We start from the raw sequence: 17,840 nt of genomic DNA on the forward strand, positions 1-17,840 counted from the left end.
CTGCCTGATGCCCTCGAAGGAATGCAATCCATGTCCTCGCTCCTGATCCGCAACGTGCGCCCGATGGGCGGCGCCGCCACCGACGTTTGCGTGCAGGACGGCCGCATCGCCGAGCTTGGCGCCGGCCTGGCCGCGCCGGCCGGCACGGCAGTGGAGGACGGCGGCGGCGCCCTGCTGCTGCCCGGCCTGGTCGAAGGCCATACCCACCTCGACAAGACCATGTGGGGCATGGACTGGTACCGCAACGAGGTCGGCACCAACCTCACCGACAAGATCGAGAACGAGCGCGCCTTCCGCCATGCGAGCGGCCACGACGCCGCCGCGCAGTCCAAGGTGCTGGCCAAGGCCTTCCTCGCGCTGGGCACCACGCGGCTGCGCACGCACGTCGACGTCGACACGCAGGCCGGCCTGCGCCATCTCGAAGGCACGCTGCGCACGCGCGAGGCGCTGCGCGAGGTGCAGCAGATCCAGCTCGTCGCGTTCCCGCAGTCGGGCCTGCTCGGCCGGCCCGGCACCGCCGAACTGCTCGACCAGTCGCTCGCCATGGGCGCCGACGTGCTCGGCGGCCTCGACCCCTGCGCCATCGACGGCGACCCGGTGAAGTCGCTCGACGTGCTGTTCGGCATCGCGCACCGGCACCAGCGCCCGCTCGACATCCACCTGCATGAGCCCGGCGCCATGGGCGCGTTCTCGCTCGACCTGATCCTGCAGCGCACCGAGGCGCTCGGCATGCAGGGCAAGGTGGCCATCAGCCACGGCTTCTGCCTGGGCGACGTCTCGGAGCGCGAGCGCGAAGCGCTGCTCGCGCGCATGGCCCGCCTCGACGTGGTGCTCGTCACCAGCGCGCCGCCTTCGCGCAGCGTGCCGCCGCTCATGGCCTGCCGCCAGGCCGGCGTGACCGTGCTCGGCGGCAACGACGGCATCCGCGACACCTGGTCGCCCTACGGCAACCCCGACATGCTCGAGCGCGCCATGATCATCGGCCTGCGCTACAACCTGCGCCGCGACGACGAGCTCGAGGTGGCGCTCGACACCGTCACCCACTCCGGCGCGCGCGGCTGCGGCTTCGACAGCTACGGCCTCGTGCCCGGCAACCGCGCCGACCTGGTGCTGGTCGACGCGCAGACGGTGGCGCAGGCCGTGGTGGCCCGCCCCGTGCGCAGGCTGGTGGTGTCGGGTGGCCGCGTGGTGGCGCGAAACGGCGCGCTGCAGCCGGAGGCCGCGGCCTTGTGACGGTGCAGCGCAGCCGCGCCGATGGCGGCATGGCCTTCGCGGTCGTCATCGTGCTGGTGGCGCTGAACCTGCGCGCCTTCCTCACCTCGAGCAGCCCGCTGCTCGCGCCCATCCGTCAGGCCACCGGCATCGGCTTCCATGCGGTGGCGCTGCTCACGGTGCTGCCGATGTTCGCCATGGGCGCGATGTCGCTGTTCGGCGCGGGAGTCGGCCAGCGCATCGGCGCGCGCGCCGGCATCGCCTGCGGGCTGGCGGCCATCGCGTTCGCCTGCGCCAGCCGCTACGTTGCCGGCGGCGCTCCCGCGCTGCTGTGGAGCGCCGCGCTCGCCGGCGCCGGCGTGGGCCTGGTGCAAGCGCTGATGCCCGGCGTGGTCAAGCAGGCGTATCCCACGTGCATCGGCGTCATGACGGGGCTGTATTCCGCCGCCATCATGGGCGGCGGCGGCCTCGGTGCCATGGCCAGCCCTTGGGTGGCGCATGTCTTCGGCGGCGCGCAGCCCGACTGGCACGCGGGCCTGGCCATCTGGGCGCTGCTCGCCACCTTCGCATTGCTCTACTGGCTGAACATGCGCCGCATGGCGTTCACCGCCGACGCGCCGCGCCAGAATCTCTCGTGGCGGCGCTGCTTCGGCAGCCGCCGCGCCTGGCTGCTCGCCGCGTGCTTCGGCCTCATCAACGGCGGCTACACCAGCCTCGTCGCGTGGCTGCCGCACTTCTATGCCCAGCAGGGATGGACCGCGCAGCAGGGCGGCTCGGTGCTTGCGCTGATGACCCTCGCGCAGGTGGTCGCCGCGCTGGCCATGCCCGCGCTCGCGCGCAGCCGCGGGCGCGACATGCGCCCCTGGCTGGTGCTCACGCTGCTCGCGCAGCTCGCCGGCTTCTGCACGCTGACCTTCGCGCTTCCCGTGCCCGCCGTGGCAACGACCGTCGTGCTGGGCTTCGGCCTCGGCGGCGCCTTCGCGCTGTGCATGGTGCTGGCGCTCGACCACCTGGGCGACCCCGCGCAGGCCGGTGCGCTGGCAGGCTTCATGCAGGGGCTGGGCTTCATGATCGCCGCGCTCGCGCCCTTCGTCACCGGCTGGGTGCGCGAGCACACCGGCGGTTTCACGCTCGCATGGGCCTACCTGGCGGCGGTGGTCGTGGTGCTGCTGCCGCTGGCGCTGCGCTTCGATCCCGGGCGCTACGGCAGGGCCATGGCAGGGCTCTTCGAATCGCCGTCGCATCCCGGTGCGCAACAGCTTCCCGTACTCGACACCGCAAGAAAGGCCTGACCCATGTACAACCAAGCATTCATGCAACGCGCGCTGGCCCTGTCGGCGCAGGCCCTGCAGGAGCCCGGAACCGAGCCCTTCGGCGCCGTCGTCGTGAAGGACGGCGCGATCGTCGGCGAAGGCTTCAACCATTCCGTCGCGCATTCCGATCCCACCTCGCACGGCGAGGTCGAGGCGATCCGCGATGCCTGCCGCAAGCTGGGCACCGTCAACCTCGCGGGGTGCGATCTCTACACCTCGTGCGAGCCCTGCGCCATGTGCGTGGCGGCGATGCACATCGCAGGCATCGGAAAGCTCTACTACGCCGCGACGCTCGCGCAATCGGGCCAGGCGTTCGACGGCGTGACCGTGGCCGCGCGCCATCCCATCGATGTGGAGGTGCTGCGCATCGAGGCCGGCGCCACGCTGGCACAGCGCAGCCTGCCGGCCGAGCAGAAGATGGACGGCGAGGCGGTGAAGATCCTGTCTGACTGGGCGGCCACGCGACGGGCGGGTTGAGCTGCCGCGCTGTGATTCAATTCCCGAGAACTTCGGGGGGGTCACAGTGAGGCGAGTGTTGTTCAGTGCGTTCCTGTTCGGTGTCTGCATGGCCGCATCGGCCCAGACTGCGTGGCCCGGCTACATGGGTGATCTTCCGCGTGCGGTGTCGGAGAGCAGCGTGGCCGCCGAGCTGCCGCCGCAGTCGGCCGCTCTCGCGGAGCAGGCCGTCGCGCCCACCGGGCTTGCACAGTGGGGCGGTATCTGGCGCGGCTGGGCGTGTCAGGCGGCAGGTTGCGACATCAAGGTTGCCATCCGCGATCTCTCCGTCGAAGGTGCGACGGTCACCTATGCCGGCGCCAGCCAGTTGCAGACCGTTGTCGACGAAGCACCTGGCCGCTTCGAGAACGATGAACTCCACATGCGGCTGAAGACCAGCGCCGACCTCGTGCTGCGCCTGCGCAAGGATGGCGACATGGAGCTGGGCATCTGGCGGAACGGGTCGTTGTTGTCCGCGGGCGTTCTGTCGCGGCGCGTGCCCGCCTATGTGCGCCGCGTCGAATGGCTGGACTCGCCGTTCACCGAGAACGGCAAGCCTGTGCGGCTCGAGATGGTGGTGCACCGGCCCGAAGGCGACGGACCTTTTCCCACGCTTGTCATGAACCACGGGTCGACCGGCATGGGCAATCGCCCGGAGTGGTTCGGCCTGACGTGGACCAGCCCGGAGGTGAGCGCGTTCTTCGTCGCACGCGGCTGGCAGGTCATCTATCCGCAACGCCGCGGCCGCGGCCATTCGGAAGGGCTGTACGACGAGGGTTTTGAAGCCGACCGCTCGCGCTATTCATGCAGGGCGGCATTGGCGTTGCCTGGTGCCGAACGCGCGCTGGCAGACGTCGAGGTGGCCATGGCGAGCATCCGGCAACGCAGCGATGTGGACCCGCAACGCATCGTGATCGGCGGCGTGTCGCGAGGCGGCATTCTCGCGACAGCCTATGCGGGCCTGCATCCCCGAGAGGTGGTTGGCGCGATCAACTTCGTCGGCGGCTGGATCGGCGCGTCGTGCCCGGATGCAGGCAAGGTGAACGGGGAGTTGTTCACGCGCGGTGCTTCCTTCCCGAAGCCGACGCTCTGGCTCTACGGCGAAGCCGACCCGTACTACCCCATTGCCCACAGTCGGACCAACTTCAACTCATTCCAGGCAGCGGGTGGAAAAGGCTCGTTCGAAGTGCTCATGCCGCCGAAGGGGCTGGATGGTCACAGCACCTATACCGTGCAGCGTCTCTGGGGTGCATCGGTGGACGCGTACCTGGCGTCGATCCGCTGAACGCGCGAGCCTGGTGCCAGGCTCTTCTGTCGGGCGCGTGCCCCACGCCAAGCGCGGTCGCGGCTGACATGGCGAATCCGCACCCGGTGCAACCATCGAGGCTCATTCAAACACCTGGAGGGACAGCCCGATGAACAAAGCACTGATCGCCATCGCCACTTCGTTGACCCTGTTCGCCGCCGGCACCGCCAGCGCGCAGCTCGGCAAGGCCGCATCGGACGCGACCGACGCGGCCGAGCACAAGATCGACCAGAAGCAGGCCGAGAGCAAGGCCAAGAAGAGCGGCCCGGTCGGCAAGGCCGTGAACAACGTGAAGTCTGGCTATCACAAGAACCGTTCGAAGGCTTCCGCCGACAAGGCCAAGAAGGCGCTGAAGGACGCGGGCTGACCCGCGCCCCTCGCTCCCCTCAACGCGCTTGAGCCGCGCTTGAACCGCGCCTGAGCCGCGCTCAGGCCTTCCGGGCCCGGGCGGCGGCTTCGGCCGCTTCACGGGCTCGCACGACGGTCGTCGTCTCGCCAGCAAATCCCCAGTCGTCGGTGTTGATCTCGTCGATCACCACATGCGTGAGCTCCGGCTTCTTGCCGAGCACGCGCTGCAGCGTGTCGGTGATCTCCGCGATGACGGTGGCTTTCTGCTCGCGCGTGACGCCGTCGCGTGTGATGCGTACGTTGACGTAAGGCATGGTGGGCTCCTTCGTTTCCGCTACCGAAGCTCAGGCGGTGTAGTTGCCGGCACTTGCCGCGCCGTCCACCGGCAGCACCACGCCGCTGGTGAAGCCCGCACCCACCAGGTAGACGACCGCGTCGGCGATCTCTTCGACCGTGCCCAGGCGGCCGGTCGGCTGCAGCGTCTTCAGGAAACCGTGCGACTCGGGCGAGTGCATCGGGCTGTCGATGATGCCGGGCGCGACTGCGTTCACGCGCACGTTGTGCGGTGCCAGCTCGATGGCCAGCGCGCGCGTGGCGGCATTCAGGCCGCCCTTGAGCAGCACTGCCATGAAGGCCGGCACGTTGCTGCGCGGCTGAAGGGCCACCGATGCGGTGATGTTCACGATGGCGCCCGCGCCGCGGCCGACCATGTGGCGCGCAGCGGCTTGCGACGCGAAGATGGTGCCCTTCACGTTGGTGGCGATCTGCTGCTCGATTTCCTCCGGCGTGAACTCCACGAAGGGCTTCGGCAGGAAGATGCCCGCGTTGTTGACCAGCGCGTCGATGCCGCCGAAGCGAGACACCGCCTGGTCGATCACCGCCTGCGCGACGCGCGGGTCGGCAATGTCGCCGGCCACGCCGGCAAAGCGGTCGCCTGCGCCGAACTGGCTTGCGGCTTCCGTCAGGCGGGCGTCGCTGCGCGCGTTGCCGACCACGTTCCAGCCATCGGCCAGGAGGCGGCGGGTGATCGCCAGGCCGATGCCGCTGCTGGCGCCGGTCACGACGGCGGTCTTGCCGCCCTTGGAGTTTTGGTTGCTCATGGTGAATTTCCTTCCGGTTCGCGGGCCGCGAGATGCGGTTCCGTCGTGGAAGGAAGTGTGGATTCGACCGGCCCAAGAGTGAATAGACGCCATTCGGCGAACACTCTTCCGTATCACGGTCGAATCAGCCGCTTCTGGCGCGCGTCTTCTTCTGCGGCACCTGCTCTGCGCAGGCCTCGCTCCAGGCCGCGAAGCGGGCGCGCAGCTTGGGCAGCGCAAAGTCGACGAAGGCCCGCACCTTCGGCACCGACAGCCGCCCATGCGGCGACACCAGGTGCACCGGCAGCGGCGGCGCCTCGTCGCCGGCCAGCACGATGCGCAGCCGCCCGCTCGCCACTTCGTCGGCCACGTGGTACGAGAACGAACGCAGCACGCCGCGTCCCTCCACCGCCGACGCCACCGCCGCGCGCAGGCTGTTCACCACGAAGCGCGGCGCGAACTGCACCGTGCGCGGCATGGTCGAGCCCGGCTGCGGCGGAAAGCTCCACGAGTCGATGCCGAAGTGCGTCATGGCCACCACCTGGTGCTGCGCAATGTCGGCCGGCTGCGCAATGCGCGGATTGCGCGCCAGGTAGCGCGGCGACGCCGTGATCACGCGCCGCACTTCGCCCACGGGCAGCGCCACCAGCGTGGAATCCGCCAGGTGCGCGATGCGCAGCGCCACGTCGATACCCTCGTCGATCAGGTTGGCCGGCCGGTCGAGCAGGTGCAGGCGCACCGACACCGTGGGGTGCGCGTTCATGAACTCGTCGAGGACGGGCCGCAGCAGCGCTTCGCCCACCGCCACGGCCGCGGTCACCGTGAGCCGGCCGCGCGGCGCCGAGCGCTCGCCGGCCGCGGCGATGTCGGCTTCTTCCAGATCGGTGAGGATGCGGCGGCACGCCACCGCGTAACGCTCGCCGGTGTCACTCAGGCGAATGGAGCGCGTCGTGCGGTGCAGCAGCTCGGCGCCCACATGGGTTTCGAGGAACGCGATGGCGCGGCTCACTGCGGCGGGCGACTTGCCCAGCTTGCGCCCCGCGCCGGCCAAGCTGCCCTCGTCCAGGGCGGCCACGAAAACCTTCATGGCGTCGATGCGGTCCACGATTCTTCCTTGCTGCGAAATACTGAATGCCCAAGCATAGGGATTCACTCGCCGGGCGGCAATCCGTAGCATCGTTTCTTCGATTCGCTGGAGTGCCCTCCATGTCCACGACCACCTCACGCACCGCCGCCGGCAAGGCGGCTGCTTCCGCTGCCGATGCAGCCTCGCACCGCTTCGCGACCCCCTGGCGGGCCATCTTCGCGGGCCTGTGCGCCACGCTCGTGGGCATCGGCCTGGCGCGCTTCGCCTACACGCCGCTGCTGCCGGCCATCATCGACGCGCACTGGTTCAGCGCCTCGGCGGCCACTTACCTCGGCGCGGCGAATCTCGTCGGCTACCTCGCGGGTGCGCTGCTGGGCGGCCCGATGTCGGCACGCTGGCCCGCGCCTGTGGTGCTGCGCGGGTTGATGCTGGCCACCGCCGTGTCGCTGCTCGCGTGCGCCTGGCCGCTCGACTTCGCCTGGTTCTTCGGCTGGCGCGTGGTCTCCGGCGTGGCCGGCGGCTCGCTCATGGTGCTGGCCGCACCCACCGTGCTCGCGCATGTGCCGCAGCAGCAGCGCGGGCTGGCCAGCGGCATGATCTTCGCGGGCATCGGCCTGGGCATTGCTGCCTTGGGCACGCTGGTGCCCTTGCTGCTGCACCAGGGCCTGGGCGCAACCTGGGCCGGCCTGGCCGTGCTTTCGCTGGTGCTCACCGCGCTCGCGTGGCACGGCTGGCCCGACGCGGCCCCGGCGCATGCTGCCGCCGCCTCGCACGCTACTGCAGCAAGGCCGGCCGTGGCCCGGGGCGCTTTGCGCGCGCTGAACGTCTCTTACGCGCTGAACGCCGTGGGCCTCGTGCCGCACATGATCTTCCTGGTGGTGTTCGTGTCGCTCGGCCTCGGGCAGGGGCTGGCCGTGGGCGCGCAGTACTGGGTGGTGTTCGGCCTGGGCGCCATCGCCGGCCCGGTGCTCGCCGGCTACATGGCCGACCGCCTGGGCTTCGGCGCCGCGCTGCGCATCGCCTTCGGGCTGCAGGCCGCCGCGCTCGCGCTGCCGGCGCTCGGGCTGGTGGGGCATGGCGGGCTCATCGTGTCGAGTGCCGTCGTCGGTGCGTTCACGCCAGGCATCGTGCCGCTCGTGCTGGGCCGCGTGCAGGAGCTGCTGGCACACCACCCCTCGATGCAGAAGGCCGCCTGGAGCCGCGCGACCACCGCCTTTGCCGTGTTCCAGGCCGGCGCCGCCTATGGCATGTCGTGGCTGCTGGCGTCTTCGGGTGGGCACTACGCATTTCTCTTTGCGGTGGGCGGCGGCGCGCTGGTGCTGGCACTGCTGGCCGACCTTGTTGCCGGCACGCTGCACCCCACCCCTTGAGCGAAGGTGCCGCACTACACTGCGGCCATGCAAGGAACGACGTTCGATCAGCCCGGCCTGCAGCCGGTGGTGGAACTCCGCACGGAGGGCGCCACTTACGCCTACTCCGTTCGCGCGCCAAGCTCCAAGGGCGTGATTCCCCCCAGTTCCTACAGCAACAGCGGTTTTGCCACCCTGGCCGACTGCCTGCGCGATGTGGCGCGCGCCCTGGGCGGCAACTTCAAGCGCATCTACGTTCGGCTGGACGAGCACTGCGTCGGCGAGCGCAACATTTCCGAGCTGGTCGAGGCGACGGAGAAGGTTTCCGCCGAACTCAAGGCCGACTACCGCGCGGCCAGCGCCGCGGCGCAGGCCACGGCCTTCGTGCTCGAAACCGAGCGGTTCAGCGGGCGCTAGTTCCGGCGGCTCGCGCGGCCCCCGAAGGAAATGTCCTACTCCCGCATTGCGCCTCTGGCGGCATCCACGTGCCGCGAGGAGCAGACAACAGCCTCATGGCTACGTACGAATCCGTGCTGCAGGAAACCGGCCGCTTCGATGTGGTCGACGCACGCGAGCGGGCCCACACCGTCATCGAAAGCACCGAGTGCCTGTATCGGGTGAGCATCTCCAAGCGCTACCCGCCCATCAGGGGCGCGGTGAGCTACAGGCTGCAGGACGGCACGCCAGTGCGACGGTCGCACCGCGGCTTCTTCGACACGCTGGACGGGCTGAAGCGGTTCTTTCTTGTGCACGCGGTCGAGTCGCACGAGTCGGCGTGCTGAACCACGCCAGTGACAGCTTCAGTTGCTACGCCGGCCGCGTGCCGGCCATTGCCGCAGCCGTGTCGTAGAACTCCATGAAGTCCACGATCTTGCCGTCGCGCATGCGGATCACATTCACCAGCGGTGTGTTCACCTCATTGCCCGTTGCGCGGTGTCGCCACGAGACGTTGCCCACCGCCACCACGCGGTCGCCTTGGGCAATGAATTCATTCATCTTGTAGCCGAGCATGGCCCAGCTGGTGCCGAGCTCCTCGAAGTAGCGTTTCACTTCGGACTTGGAGCTGCAGCCCTTCGCGAACTTGTCGCCGGCGGCTGCCGCGCCCAGCGTTTGCCATCGCACCTCGTCGGCGATGAGGTTCATCCAGTTGTCTACGCTCGCGCCGCGTGTTGTGTGCCACTCGGCGAAGCCATTGCGCAGCGTGTTCACGTTTGCATCTTCTTCAGCAGTCATGCGTGCCTCCAGCGGTTGCCCACGAAAAAGACGGGCCCGCAGGCCCGTCCGGAAACCGGTGACTGGCGCATGGTGCGCCGTTTCGGGCGCGTTCGCAATGCGCTGGACGGCTGTCAGTCAGGCGGCCGGTGCGGCCCGCTCCGCCAGACGCGCATGCTGTGCGACAACGGACACGCCGCCGGGCGATTCGTGGTCTGCTGGGGCGTGTTCACACTGTTCATGGCGAAGGCCCGAGCCTGATGACCGGGCCCCGCCATGCGAGGCCACCAGCGCCTGCAATGCCCAGGTCATCTCGTTGCTTGTGCCGCTTCCTTCACTTCGCGCAACGAACCGGTCATGCACACGAACTCGAGCGCGGCCGTGGTGTAGTACGAGAACGAATGGCCCACTTCGAAGTCGTCCACGTGCACCACCGTTCCCTTGTCGGCCTCCTGCCACGAAAGCGCGTAGAGCCCGGCGCCCAGCGCCTCGGCCCGGTAGCGCACCTCGGCGGTCGCGCCCTTGAACGGGCCGGCCGTCACCTCGTAGCGCATCGTCAGGCCGTCGGCGGCGTAGATGTTCAGTGCCGTCATCTTGTCGCCGTAGTGCACTTCGAACGTGCGCCCCGCGAACGGCAATGGCGCAGCCATGTGGTTGCCCATGGCGGCTTCCTCAGTCCCACGCCGGCGACAGCCCGGCCGGATCGGTCAGCCGTTCGTTGCGCTCCAGCGCGGCGATCTGCGCCATGTCTGCGTCCGTCAGCTTCAGTTGCTGCGCCTTCAGGTTGCCTTCGAGGTTCGCGCGCTTGGTGGACGACGGAATCACCGCGTAGCCCAGCTGCATCGCCCACGCCAGCACCACCTGCGCCGTGGTCGCGCCGTGCGCGGCGGCAATCGCCTGGATGACCGGGTCGTTCAGCACCTTGCCGTAGGCCAGCGTCATGTACGACGTGATGCGGATGCCTTGGCTCTTTGCGAACTCCGCCACCTTGCGGTTCTGCAGGTAGGGGTGCAGCTCGACCTGGTTGGTCGCGATGTTGGGCGCGCCCACGGCCGCGATGGCGTCCTTCATCAGCGCGATGTTGAAGTTCGACACGCCGATGTGCTTCGTCAGCCCCTGCGCCCGCGCCTCGGCCAGCGCGCCCATGAACTCCGCCACCGGCACCGCGTTGCCGGGCGAGGGCCAGTGGATCAGCGTCAGGTCCACCTGCTCGGTGCGCAGCTTGGCCAGGCTGTCTTTCAGGCTCGGCACCAGCTTGGCTGCCGCGTAGTTGTCGGTCCAGATCTTGGTGGTGATGAACAGGTCCTTGCGGGCCACGCCGCTTTCAGCGATGGCCTGGCCCACCTCGGCCTCGTTGCCGTAGATCTGCGCCGTGTCGATGGCGCGGTAGCCCAGGTCGAGGCCGTTCTTCACCGAGTCGATCACCACCTGGCCCTTCAGGCGGAAGGTGCCGAGGCCGAAGGCGGGAATGGGGTTGTTCGTGTTCATGTGTGGTTCCTTGTACGTTGGAAAAAAAGAAGTCGAGACAAATCAGTGGGCTCAGTGCCCGACCGGCACCGGCCCCGAGGCCCGCACCGGAATGCCCGCGCGGCGGTCGAGCGTGCCGCTCCACTGCGTGAGGCCGAACGAAACGAGCACCACCAGCGCGCCGATCCAGGGCGTGTGCATCAGGCCCAGGTGCGTCACGATCAGGCCGCCGGCCCAGGCCGCGCCGGCAATGCCCAGGTTGAAGGCCGCGATGTTCAGGCCCGAGGCCACGTCCACCGCCTGCGGCGTGAAGCGTTCGGCCTGCTTCACCACGTACACCTGCAAGCCCGGCACGTTGCCGAAGGCCACCGCGCCCCACATCAACACCGCCAGCAGCGCCAGCCACTTGTGCGGCGCCGCGAAGTTGAACACCAGCAGCACCGCCGCCAGCAGCGCAAAGATGATCTTCAGCGCCGGAATGGGGCCCAGCCGGTCGGCCAGCTTGCCGCCCCAGATATTGCCCACCGCAACCGACACACCGTACACCAGCATCACCCAGCCCACAGCGCCCGCGCTGAAGCCCGACACCTCGGTAAGGATCGGCGCCAGGAACGTGAACGGAATGAACGAGCCGCCGTAGCCGATGGCCGTCTTGGCGTACACCAGCAGCAGGCGCGGCTCGGCCAGCACCTTGGCCTGCTGCGCCAGCGAGGCCGGCGGCGTGTGGCGGATGTTGGAGGGCACAAAGATCCAGCTGCCGATGAATGCGACAACGCCCAGGGCAGACACCGCCAGGAAGGTCTCGCGCCAGCCGAAGTGCTGCCCGATGAACGTGCCCAGCGGCACGCCCGTGACCAGCGCCACCGTGAGGCCCGTGAACATGATCGCAATCGCGCTCGCCGCCTTTTCCTTCGGCACCAGGCCGGTGGCAATCGTCGAGCCGATCGAGAAGAACACCCCGTGCGCCAGCCCCGTGAGCACGCGCGCCGCAATCAGCGATTCATAGCTCGGCGCCTGCCACGCCAGCAGGTTGCCGATCGTGAACAGCGCCATCAGCCCGAGCAGCAGCGCCTTGCGCGGCAGCTTGCCCGTGAGGGCCGTGAGCACCGGCGCGCCAATGGCGACGCCCAGTGCGTAGAGGCTGACCAGCAGGCCGGCGGAGGGGAGGCCGATGCCGAGGTCGGCAGCGACGGTGGGGATGAGGCCAACGATGACGAACTCTGTCGTTCCGATGGCGAAGGCGCTGAGGGTTAGCGCCAGTAAGGCGATGGGCATGAGGGCACTCCTTCTTGGATTGGAAGGAGTGTCTCGCGGCTATCTTTGCAGATAAATGGAGGTTTGAGCAGAAGATAGTTGCTGTCAAAGCAAATATCTGAATTTTTCTCTCAGCTTACGATCTTCCTTCCCGTGCGCTTGGATATCACCTCGATCCGCATTAAGGTGGGTAAATTGAGTTTGCAAATTAAAGTTGAATATTTGAATTTGTATTGAGGGATTCTTATTCCGGATGCCAGTCAATGATTCTGGTTCGCGGCCATTCTGGGCTGTTCATTCTCATGCTGATATCTTTGAAGTCCTGTCGACTAAATGTACCGCTGGTTCGATTTTTTTCCAATTCTGCAAATGCGACTTTTCTCTGTTCAATGTTGGACATGTCGAAGGTTAATAGGCGAATGCGAGTCGCCGCGCTCCTGTTCGCTCGATTAAGTGTGCCAGACATTAAATACTCGGATGCCTCGCGATGAAGAGTAGGCCAATCCCTAGCCACTTCTGTTCTCAAGAGAAGTTCCCATTTTCTGTTCAAAATGATCGACTCTTTGTGTTTTGCGTATTCTTCAATGCACAACTGTATGGGGACAGATAGATTCAATTCTCCAAACTTTGAATTCTCCAGTTTGGCTCGCTTGTACTCTTCCTGTTCTAGTCGGTCAACCAGTCTGGCTGTATAAAATCCCAAATCCGTGCCCTCGCATTTTTGGCGAAGCTCTTCTTCACGGCGATCGATTTTTAAATAATTTGCTGCCACTTGATCTGAAGTGACTTGCGGATCTCGAAATGTTTGCGCCAAAATTGCGCGTAAAAGCGTATCGAGGCCATTTGGCGTTGTTCGAATTGAGCAGGAGATTTCTGCGAGCTCTACAGCCCGCTGATAATCAGGTGACGGCAAGCGAAGTATCGATTGAACTAGTTCATTTAAGATGACAGAGCGTTGCTGATCAGTGTTCGAGGCTTCGGGTAGCAAAGAAAGTGCTTCTTCATATTCGGAAACTGCAGAATGAAATTCTCTGTTTTTCTTATAAAATAGGCCTCGCAGAAAAAATGCAAATGACTTTGCACGATTTGCAATTCTCCTGCTGAAGTTGGTTATATTTAGAAGATAGTTTCGTGCTTCTTCGAGGCCGCTTTCATTTCCTTCACGGGCCGCTGCTAACCCGTAAAAGCTTGCGACATCAAGTCGGGTTGATTCGTCTTGAATTGTTTTAATTCTCTCAAATGCTCTTTTGAGCAACTGAAGCGCGTCGGTGTATTGGGTTCTTCTGTATTTGGCCCATCCCGACTTGAAAAGCATGGCTGCTGTTACGAATGCATAGTCTTGTTCAGTGATCGGGGCGTTGGCGCTCAATTTTATCTGCAATTGATTGTTTAAATAGACGCCGCCCCATTCATCGTGGCCAACATAAATTGTCTTTGAATATTTTTTTATAAGCGTGGTTGTTTTTTGGCGAGTGCTGGCATTTAAGAGATAGAAGTTTAATTTTCTTCGGAGAGCAGGAGGAACTCTGTAAGTTGACTCAGAGAGATGTTCTACAAGTCCGATTTGAACCAGTTGATAGAGAACATCGCCAACCTTTTCATCATGATGCTCAAACAACTCAAGTAGTGTTTCGTAATGAACAACCACAAGAGAGTTCAAAATGTCCAACAGCAAAACCTGAGATGAATTTTCTTTGATTTGCTCCCAAGCCCAGTCTATTAATTGACTGACATGTTCATCGAATCGGCTAATATCATTGGCAGTGTCTTGCTTGAGGAAGTCAAGATTTGGACGGCGTGCCGCCACTCGAACAATATCAACCAAGAGCTTGGGACTATTTGATCCAGCCTCGATGATGAAAGGCACGTGTTCTTTCCATCGCTCAACTCGTTTAGGGTCTCTCGCCCCGATGTGCATTCCAACAAGGCGCGAACTTTCATCATCTTCTAATGTCGGCACATGCAGTTCTTGGGCCATGGTTGCGGCCCGGCGCAATGGAACTGGAATTGGTCGCGGAACCACCACAAAAACTATAGGTTGAACGGCTGCGGAAAACATATTTAAATGTTCTGCGAGCCATTCAGGAATTGGTTCTGAGAAGTCGGCCAAATCATCTTTGGCTAATACAAGATATGCTCGACGTTCTGTGATCTGCTCGGCTGCTTGCTTAAAATAATTTTTATAAAGGGTTGGGTTTTTTTCTGCTGCCAATAAAAATTGACGTTGCTCTTTTAAGGGCTTTGAAAGAACGTCGCCCCAAATTAATTTGAGTAAGTCTGCAGGCCCATCACTTCCGTCTAGTGGTAAGGTGAATTCTGTCAAATGCCTGTAGTCTGAACTCATTACTGAGCGTATTACTGTTCTGCGTCCAGAGCCATGAAATCCGCTGACAAATATTATCGGCGTACGAGTCTGATAGGTGCCAGTTTCGAGTAATGCTCGGAGATTTCGTTCGATACCAACTCTTGGAAGTTGAGGCAGAGGCTCTTCGGTGATACTGGCAAGTTCTAGTGCTATGCGAGATTCGACGCTTTTCCAGTCAACAGGATTTCCAAAGGCACGACGCTCGTCCCTAAGCGGCTTCAGTGCGTCTGTAATTTCTCCGGTATCTGGATTTGTTATTTTCTCATTGAGCGATGTATCATCCATTTGGATGATTAGATATCGCATTGATGCACCGGAAGTAACGCGGCTTACTGCTGCCAACAATTCCTTTCTGCACCAAGGTCTGCGAGGATCGGCATCTACATAACCTTTACTCCAAAATAGTACAAAAATATTGCATTGAGAGATTTCTGACAATATCTCTGTTGGAAAATCAACGCCGTCAACCCCTGTTCGCGCATACATATAGACTAAATTGTCTGCAAATCTTTTTTCAATCGATCTGCGGAAGAAAAGCTGTCTCCGGCAAAGGAAAAGAATACTGGATGAGTCATTAGGTTCTTCTCGAGGTTAAGACTTTTTTCTCTTTTAAAACTGCGCGGCTAGTGGTGAGGTCTGAATGGATCGTTACATGCTCTGACTTGGTTGTCCATCACTTGAAAGAGGGATCGGTGCCTTGGGTTCCTGCAGAGGAATGGAGAAACTGGATAGGGCGAGTTCGCTTGGCTATACACTGCCGTGTCCCGCAAAAAACGGGACCGGGTTTGGAAGCCCGTCGAAGTTCTGCGACGAAAGCCGCAGCTACCGCACATGGTCTGCGGCTTTTCTGTTTGCGCCTCCAGTTTTTGGCGGCTCGAACGGGAAGGCGCGAGCCTTGCCGGTTCTCGTCAGAGCTTCCCGGTCTTCCAACCCGTTCGAGCTGCCGCCACTGTTTGGAAGCGGTTGCGGCGGTTGTTGCAAAACCGAAGTTCTGAAAGGCCTCCCATGGCTGAATCTGCATCCGCTCTTGCGCAAGCCTGCGCCCATCCCACTTCGCTGCCACTTGATCTCGAAGAACTCGCGATCCAAGCCTGCGACGACGCCGACAACCTCAACGAAGTGATGCGCGCCTACACCGCGCTCGAAAAGCTTGTAGACACGAGCGCCCTGGACGACAGCGAAGCGCTCACGCCCAGCCGCACAGAACTGAGCACTTTGCTGCGCTTGCTCAACGAGGCGTTGATGTCGCGCATCGGCACCGTCAACACGACGGTTGGCGCGGTGCGCGAAGCGCTGCAGCGCCCGGTCGCTGCGTGATTCAACTCGTCGTCACGCGAAGCAGTGGCGCCATAGCCACCCACTTCCGCTGAAGCCCAGGAACAAAGCGAGCGCCAGCGCGCCGACGACCTCTGTCCAGAATCGAACGGGAGCTGCTGCGCTCGGCAGTTCCCGACCATCTCTCAGATCGAGTTTGTTGCGCCTGTACGTGTAGAGGCTGTACGCGGCAAGGCCGATGGCCAAGGGTAACCCTGCGGGGCCGAGCAGGAACGCCGTGAGTGATTCTTTGGTCATGGGCTGTTTGGGGTGGCGTGATTTTCACGCACACGACCGGCCCTGTTGCCGCGCTGCGGACACGTGCGCCAGTGGGCCACGCACCGCTCAACGCCGCGGCTCGACCTGAATCGAGTCGAACGTCTCCTGCAGCCGAGCCGCCTGCTTCATCGAGCAGTTCCTGATCTCCCGCCCAGCCTTGTCGAGAACCCGCCGTCTTCGTTGAATGACGACGCTCGGAGCCATCGATGAATCAGGAATTCGAATGACCCCACAGTCTCAAACCGCTCGGTGGTGACGTTGTAAGTGCCAGGCTCGATAGGGGTGACGGCACAGATTCCATTCAGGTCGCTGCCGGTTGCGGACGCATCGAGCATCCATAGCTCCGAAGCGTTCACCGTGAATTGAACGGCAGCCTGCAGATGCGGCAGGTCGCCCGGTAACTCGTCGAGCATGGCGTGGGCCTCTGCCAGCGACTCGCACGCGATCCAGCGCGCAATGACCAACCCGCTTGGAGCCGCAACGAAGGCTGCCTGCGCCGGTTCGTCGCCAAGCGCCAGCACTTGAGAAGAGCCGCAAGCAATCCGGGCAAGGTAGTCGGATTCGTTGCAGGCGCGCTCGTAGTCCGTCACGGCGGCTCCGGTTGAACTCCCCTGCGTGCCGCGCCATTGTTTTCGGGTGCCCGCAGTCGAGCAGATGAAGGGAGCGCCATCGGTGTATATCCACTTCATGAAATGCTCGCTGTGGGGTTGATTTGCGGGCGGGGCTGGTGCTTCAACGGCAAAGATCGACTGCCGCAGCCTGCAACTGAGCGATGAAGTCGGCAAGCGGAACGCGTACTTCCGGCGCCCCGTCCTTCGCGGGGAACGACACGCAGACATTCTCCCGGCCTTGCTCGCGGTCCAGCAACAGCAAAAACCGATCGCCGAAGCTCACCTCGGCGACAAGGTGTTCGTGTCCGGGGTCGCTCAGGATCGTCGTTTGCCAGTTTCCGTTCTGCACGCTTGCTCCCTCGTGTTGATGGCCGATGGTCCGGCGCAGCATCGTAGCGGGCGTGTCCGAAACCGAACGGCGCCGCCGCGGCCCCGAAAAAACTTCGCATCTGCTGCATCCAAACGCGCACCCGGCGTGTAGACCCACCAGCAGCGAGGAGCTGCTGACCTTCTACAACCCCAGGAGAACTTCCATGCATACCTCCCGTACCGCCCGTTCTGTCGCCGTGCTCGGCGCTGTTTCCGCCGCCGCTTTCCTGACGGCCTGTGGTTCGATGTCGATGAAGCCCGCGTTCAACCAGTCGAGCCTGCCGCCCACCATCCAGGTGCCGGCCGGCAACAAGGTCGCCATGGAAACCGTGGGCAAGGGCGACATCACTTATGAATGCCGCGACAAGGCCAACGCCCCTGGCCAAACGGAGTGGGTGTTCGTCGGCCCCGACGCGAAGCTGTGGGACCGCAGCGGCAAGCAGGTCGGCAAGTACTACGGCCCGCCGGCCACCTGGGAATCGATGGACGGTTCCAAGCTGACGGCGACGCAACTGGCAGTGGCACCGTCGGGCCCGACCAGCCTGCCGTTCCAGCTCGTCAAGGCCAACCCGGCAATGGGCTCGGGCGCCATGACCGGCGTGACCTACATCCAGCGCGTGGCCCTGCAAGGCGGCGTGGCACCTGCGGCCGTGCCCTGCACGCCGGCCAAAGGGCCAGAAGCAAGTGGTGCAGTACCAGGCCGACTACATCTTCTGGAAGGCGTCCTGACCGGGGGTGAATGCGGGGCGAGGGCGGCGGGCTGCGACTACCATCGGGCTC

21 protein-coding genes and 1 pseudogene are annotated in these 17,840 nt (G+C 64.0%); 10 read left to right on the forward strand and 12 right to left on the reverse strand.

Annotated features, from left to right (window positions below):
• Positions 1-30: 30 nt before the first annotated feature.
• The 5 genes from AACL56_RS07135 to AACL56_RS07155 all read left to right on the forward strand — a co-directional run bounded on the left by AACL56_RS07135 (position 31) and on the right by AACL56_RS07155 (position 4,693).
• Positions 31-1,233 carry an amidohydrolase family protein gene (locus tag AACL56_RS07135; protein ID WP_339089128.1) on the forward strand — a complete coding sequence of 401 codons (1,203 nt, stop codon included), beginning with the start codon at positions 31-33 and terminating at the stop codon, positions 1,231-1,233.
• Positions 1,230-2,504, forward strand: a complete 1,275-nt coding sequence (locus AACL56_RS07140; RefSeq protein ID WP_339089129.1) for a cyanate transporter — start codon at positions 1,230-1,232, stop codon at positions 2,502-2,504. Before AACL56_RS07135 ends, AACL56_RS07140 begins: the two co-directional genes overlap by 4 nt.
• A 3-nt stretch (positions 2,505-2,507) precedes the next feature.
• Positions 2,508-3,002, forward strand: a complete 495-nt coding sequence (locus AACL56_RS07145; RefSeq protein ID WP_339089130.1) for a nucleoside deaminase — start codon at positions 2,508-2,510, stop codon at positions 3,000-3,002.
• 58 nt (positions 3,003-3,060) lie between these two features.
• Positions 3,061-4,305 (forward strand): alpha/beta hydrolase family protein, encoded by a 1,245-nt coding sequence (locus AACL56_RS07150; protein ID WP_339089131.1) that lies wholly within the window; start codon positions 3,061-3,063, stop codon positions 4,303-4,305.
• Positions 4,306-4,435: 130 nt separating this feature from the next.
• A complete protein-coding gene (locus AACL56_RS07155; RefSeq protein ID WP_339089132.1) occupies positions 4,436-4,693 on the forward strand; it encodes a hypothetical protein in 258 nt (85 codons plus the stop codon).
• A gap of 61 nt (positions 4,694-4,754) precedes the next feature.
• On the opposite strand, the gene AACL56_RS07160 is transcribed toward AACL56_RS07155, so the two are convergent.
• The 3 genes from AACL56_RS07160 to AACL56_RS07170 form a co-directional block, all read right to left on the reverse strand.
• Positions 4,755-4,988 (reverse strand): tautomerase family protein, encoded by a 234-nt coding sequence (locus tag AACL56_RS07160; RefSeq protein WP_339089133.1) that lies wholly within the window; start codon positions 4,986-4,988, stop codon positions 4,755-4,757.
• A 30-nt stretch (positions 4,989-5,018) separates the two neighbouring features.
• Positions 5,019-5,774, reverse strand: coding sequence for an SDR family NAD(P)-dependent oxidoreductase (locus tag AACL56_RS07165; RefSeq protein WP_339089134.1), 756 nt, complete (start codon positions 5,772-5,774; stop codon positions 5,019-5,021).
• A 124-nt stretch (positions 5,775-5,898) separates the two neighbouring features.
• The gene (locus AACL56_RS07170; protein WP_339089135.1) at positions 5,899-6,858 is read right to left on the reverse strand and encodes a LysR family transcriptional regulator; all 960 of its coding nucleotides are present in this window, start codon (positions 6,856-6,858) and stop codon (positions 5,899-5,901) included.
• Between the two features lie 101 nt (positions 6,859-6,959).
• Between AACL56_RS07170 and AACL56_RS07175 the strand changes: the two genes are divergently transcribed.
• The 3 genes from AACL56_RS07175 to AACL56_RS07185 all read left to right on the forward strand — a co-directional run bounded on the left by AACL56_RS07175 (position 6,960) and on the right by AACL56_RS07185 (position 8,971).
• Positions 6,960-8,210 (forward strand): YbfB/YjiJ family MFS transporter, encoded by a 1,251-nt coding sequence (locus tag AACL56_RS07175; protein WP_339089136.1) that lies wholly within the window; start codon positions 6,960-6,962, stop codon positions 8,208-8,210.
• 27 nt (positions 8,211-8,237) lie between these two features.
• The gene (locus AACL56_RS07180) at positions 8,238-8,606 is read left to right on the forward strand and encodes a hypothetical protein (protein WP_339089137.1); all 369 of its coding nucleotides are present in this window, start codon (positions 8,238-8,240) and stop codon (positions 8,604-8,606) included.
• A 95-nt stretch (positions 8,607-8,701) separates the two neighbouring features.
• Positions 8,702-8,971: a hypothetical protein gene (locus AACL56_RS07185; RefSeq protein ID WP_339089138.1), complete on the forward strand. Its 270-nt coding sequence runs from the start codon at positions 8,702-8,704 to the stop codon at positions 8,969-8,971.
• Between the two features lie 25 nt (positions 8,972-8,996).
• On the opposite strand, the gene AACL56_RS07190 is transcribed toward AACL56_RS07185, so the two are convergent.
• The 5 genes from AACL56_RS07190 to AACL56_RS07210 form a co-directional block, all read right to left on the reverse strand.
• Entirely contained in the window at positions 8,997-9,422 is a 426-nt protein-coding gene (locus AACL56_RS07190) for a nuclear transport factor 2 family protein (protein ID WP_339089139.1), read from the reverse strand.
• A 287-nt stretch (positions 9,423-9,709) separates the two neighbouring features.
• Positions 9,710-10,063, reverse strand: coding sequence for a MoaF-related domain-containing protein (locus tag AACL56_RS07195; RefSeq protein ID WP_339089140.1), 354 nt, complete (start codon positions 10,061-10,063; stop codon positions 9,710-9,712).
• Positions 10,064-10,073: 10 nt separating this feature from the next.
• Positions 10,074-10,889 (reverse strand): 2,5-didehydrogluconate reductase DkgB, encoded by an 816-nt coding sequence (gene dkgB / locus AACL56_RS07200; protein ID WP_339089141.1) that lies wholly within the window; start codon positions 10,887-10,889, stop codon positions 10,074-10,076.
• A gap of 51 nt (positions 10,890-10,940) precedes the next feature.
• A complete protein-coding gene (locus tag AACL56_RS07205) occupies positions 10,941-12,143 on the reverse strand; it encodes an MFS transporter (RefSeq protein ID WP_339089142.1) in 1,203 nt (400 codons plus the stop codon).
• Between the two features lie 223 nt (positions 12,144-12,366).
• On the reverse strand, positions 12,367-14,973 hold the full coding sequence (locus tag AACL56_RS07210) for a hypothetical protein (RefSeq protein ID WP_339089143.1): 2,607 nt from the start codon (positions 14,971-14,973) through the stop codon (positions 12,367-12,369).
• 519 nt (positions 14,974-15,492) lie between these two features.
• On the opposite strand from AACL56_RS07210, the gene AACL56_RS07215 reads away from it, so the two are divergent.
• Positions 15,493-15,804, forward strand: a complete 312-nt coding sequence (locus AACL56_RS07215; RefSeq protein WP_339089144.1) for a hypothetical protein — start codon at positions 15,493-15,495, stop codon at positions 15,802-15,804.
• Between the two features lie 12 nt (positions 15,805-15,816).
• On the opposite strand, the gene AACL56_RS07220 is transcribed toward AACL56_RS07215, so the two are convergent.
• The 4 genes from AACL56_RS07220 to AACL56_RS34305 form a co-directional block, all read right to left on the reverse strand.
• Positions 15,817-16,059: a hypothetical protein gene (locus AACL56_RS07220; RefSeq protein WP_339089145.1), complete on the reverse strand. Its 243-nt coding sequence runs from the start codon at positions 16,057-16,059 to the stop codon at positions 15,817-15,819.
• Between the two features lie 146 nt (positions 16,060-16,205).
• Positions 16,206-16,769, reverse strand: coding sequence for an Imm21 family immunity protein (locus AACL56_RS07225; protein WP_339089146.1), 564 nt, complete (start codon positions 16,767-16,769; stop codon positions 16,206-16,208).
• A gap of 43 nt (positions 16,770-16,812) precedes the next feature.
• On the reverse strand, positions 16,813-17,040 hold the full coding sequence (locus AACL56_RS07230; RefSeq protein ID WP_339089147.1) for a hypothetical protein: 228 nt from the start codon (positions 17,038-17,040) through the stop codon (positions 16,813-16,815).
• 162 nt (positions 17,041-17,202) lie between these two features.
• A complete protein-coding gene (locus AACL56_RS34305) occupies positions 17,203-17,382 on the reverse strand; it encodes a hypothetical protein (protein WP_425337080.1) in 180 nt (59 codons plus the stop codon).
• On the opposite strand from AACL56_RS34305, the pseudogene AACL56_RS07235 reads away from it, so the two are divergent.
• Positions 17,306-17,789: pseudogene (locus AACL56_RS07235) on the forward strand (DUF3455 domain-containing protein). The gene AACL56_RS34305 and the pseudogene AACL56_RS07235 overlap by 77 nt on opposite strands.
• Positions 17,790-17,840: the final 51 nt, after the last annotated feature.

The sequence above is a fragment of the Variovorax paradoxus genome (genome assembly GCF_902712855.1).
Classification (GTDB): domain Bacteria; phylum Pseudomonadota; class Gammaproteobacteria; order Burkholderiales; family Burkholderiaceae_C; genus Variovorax; species Variovorax paradoxus_Q.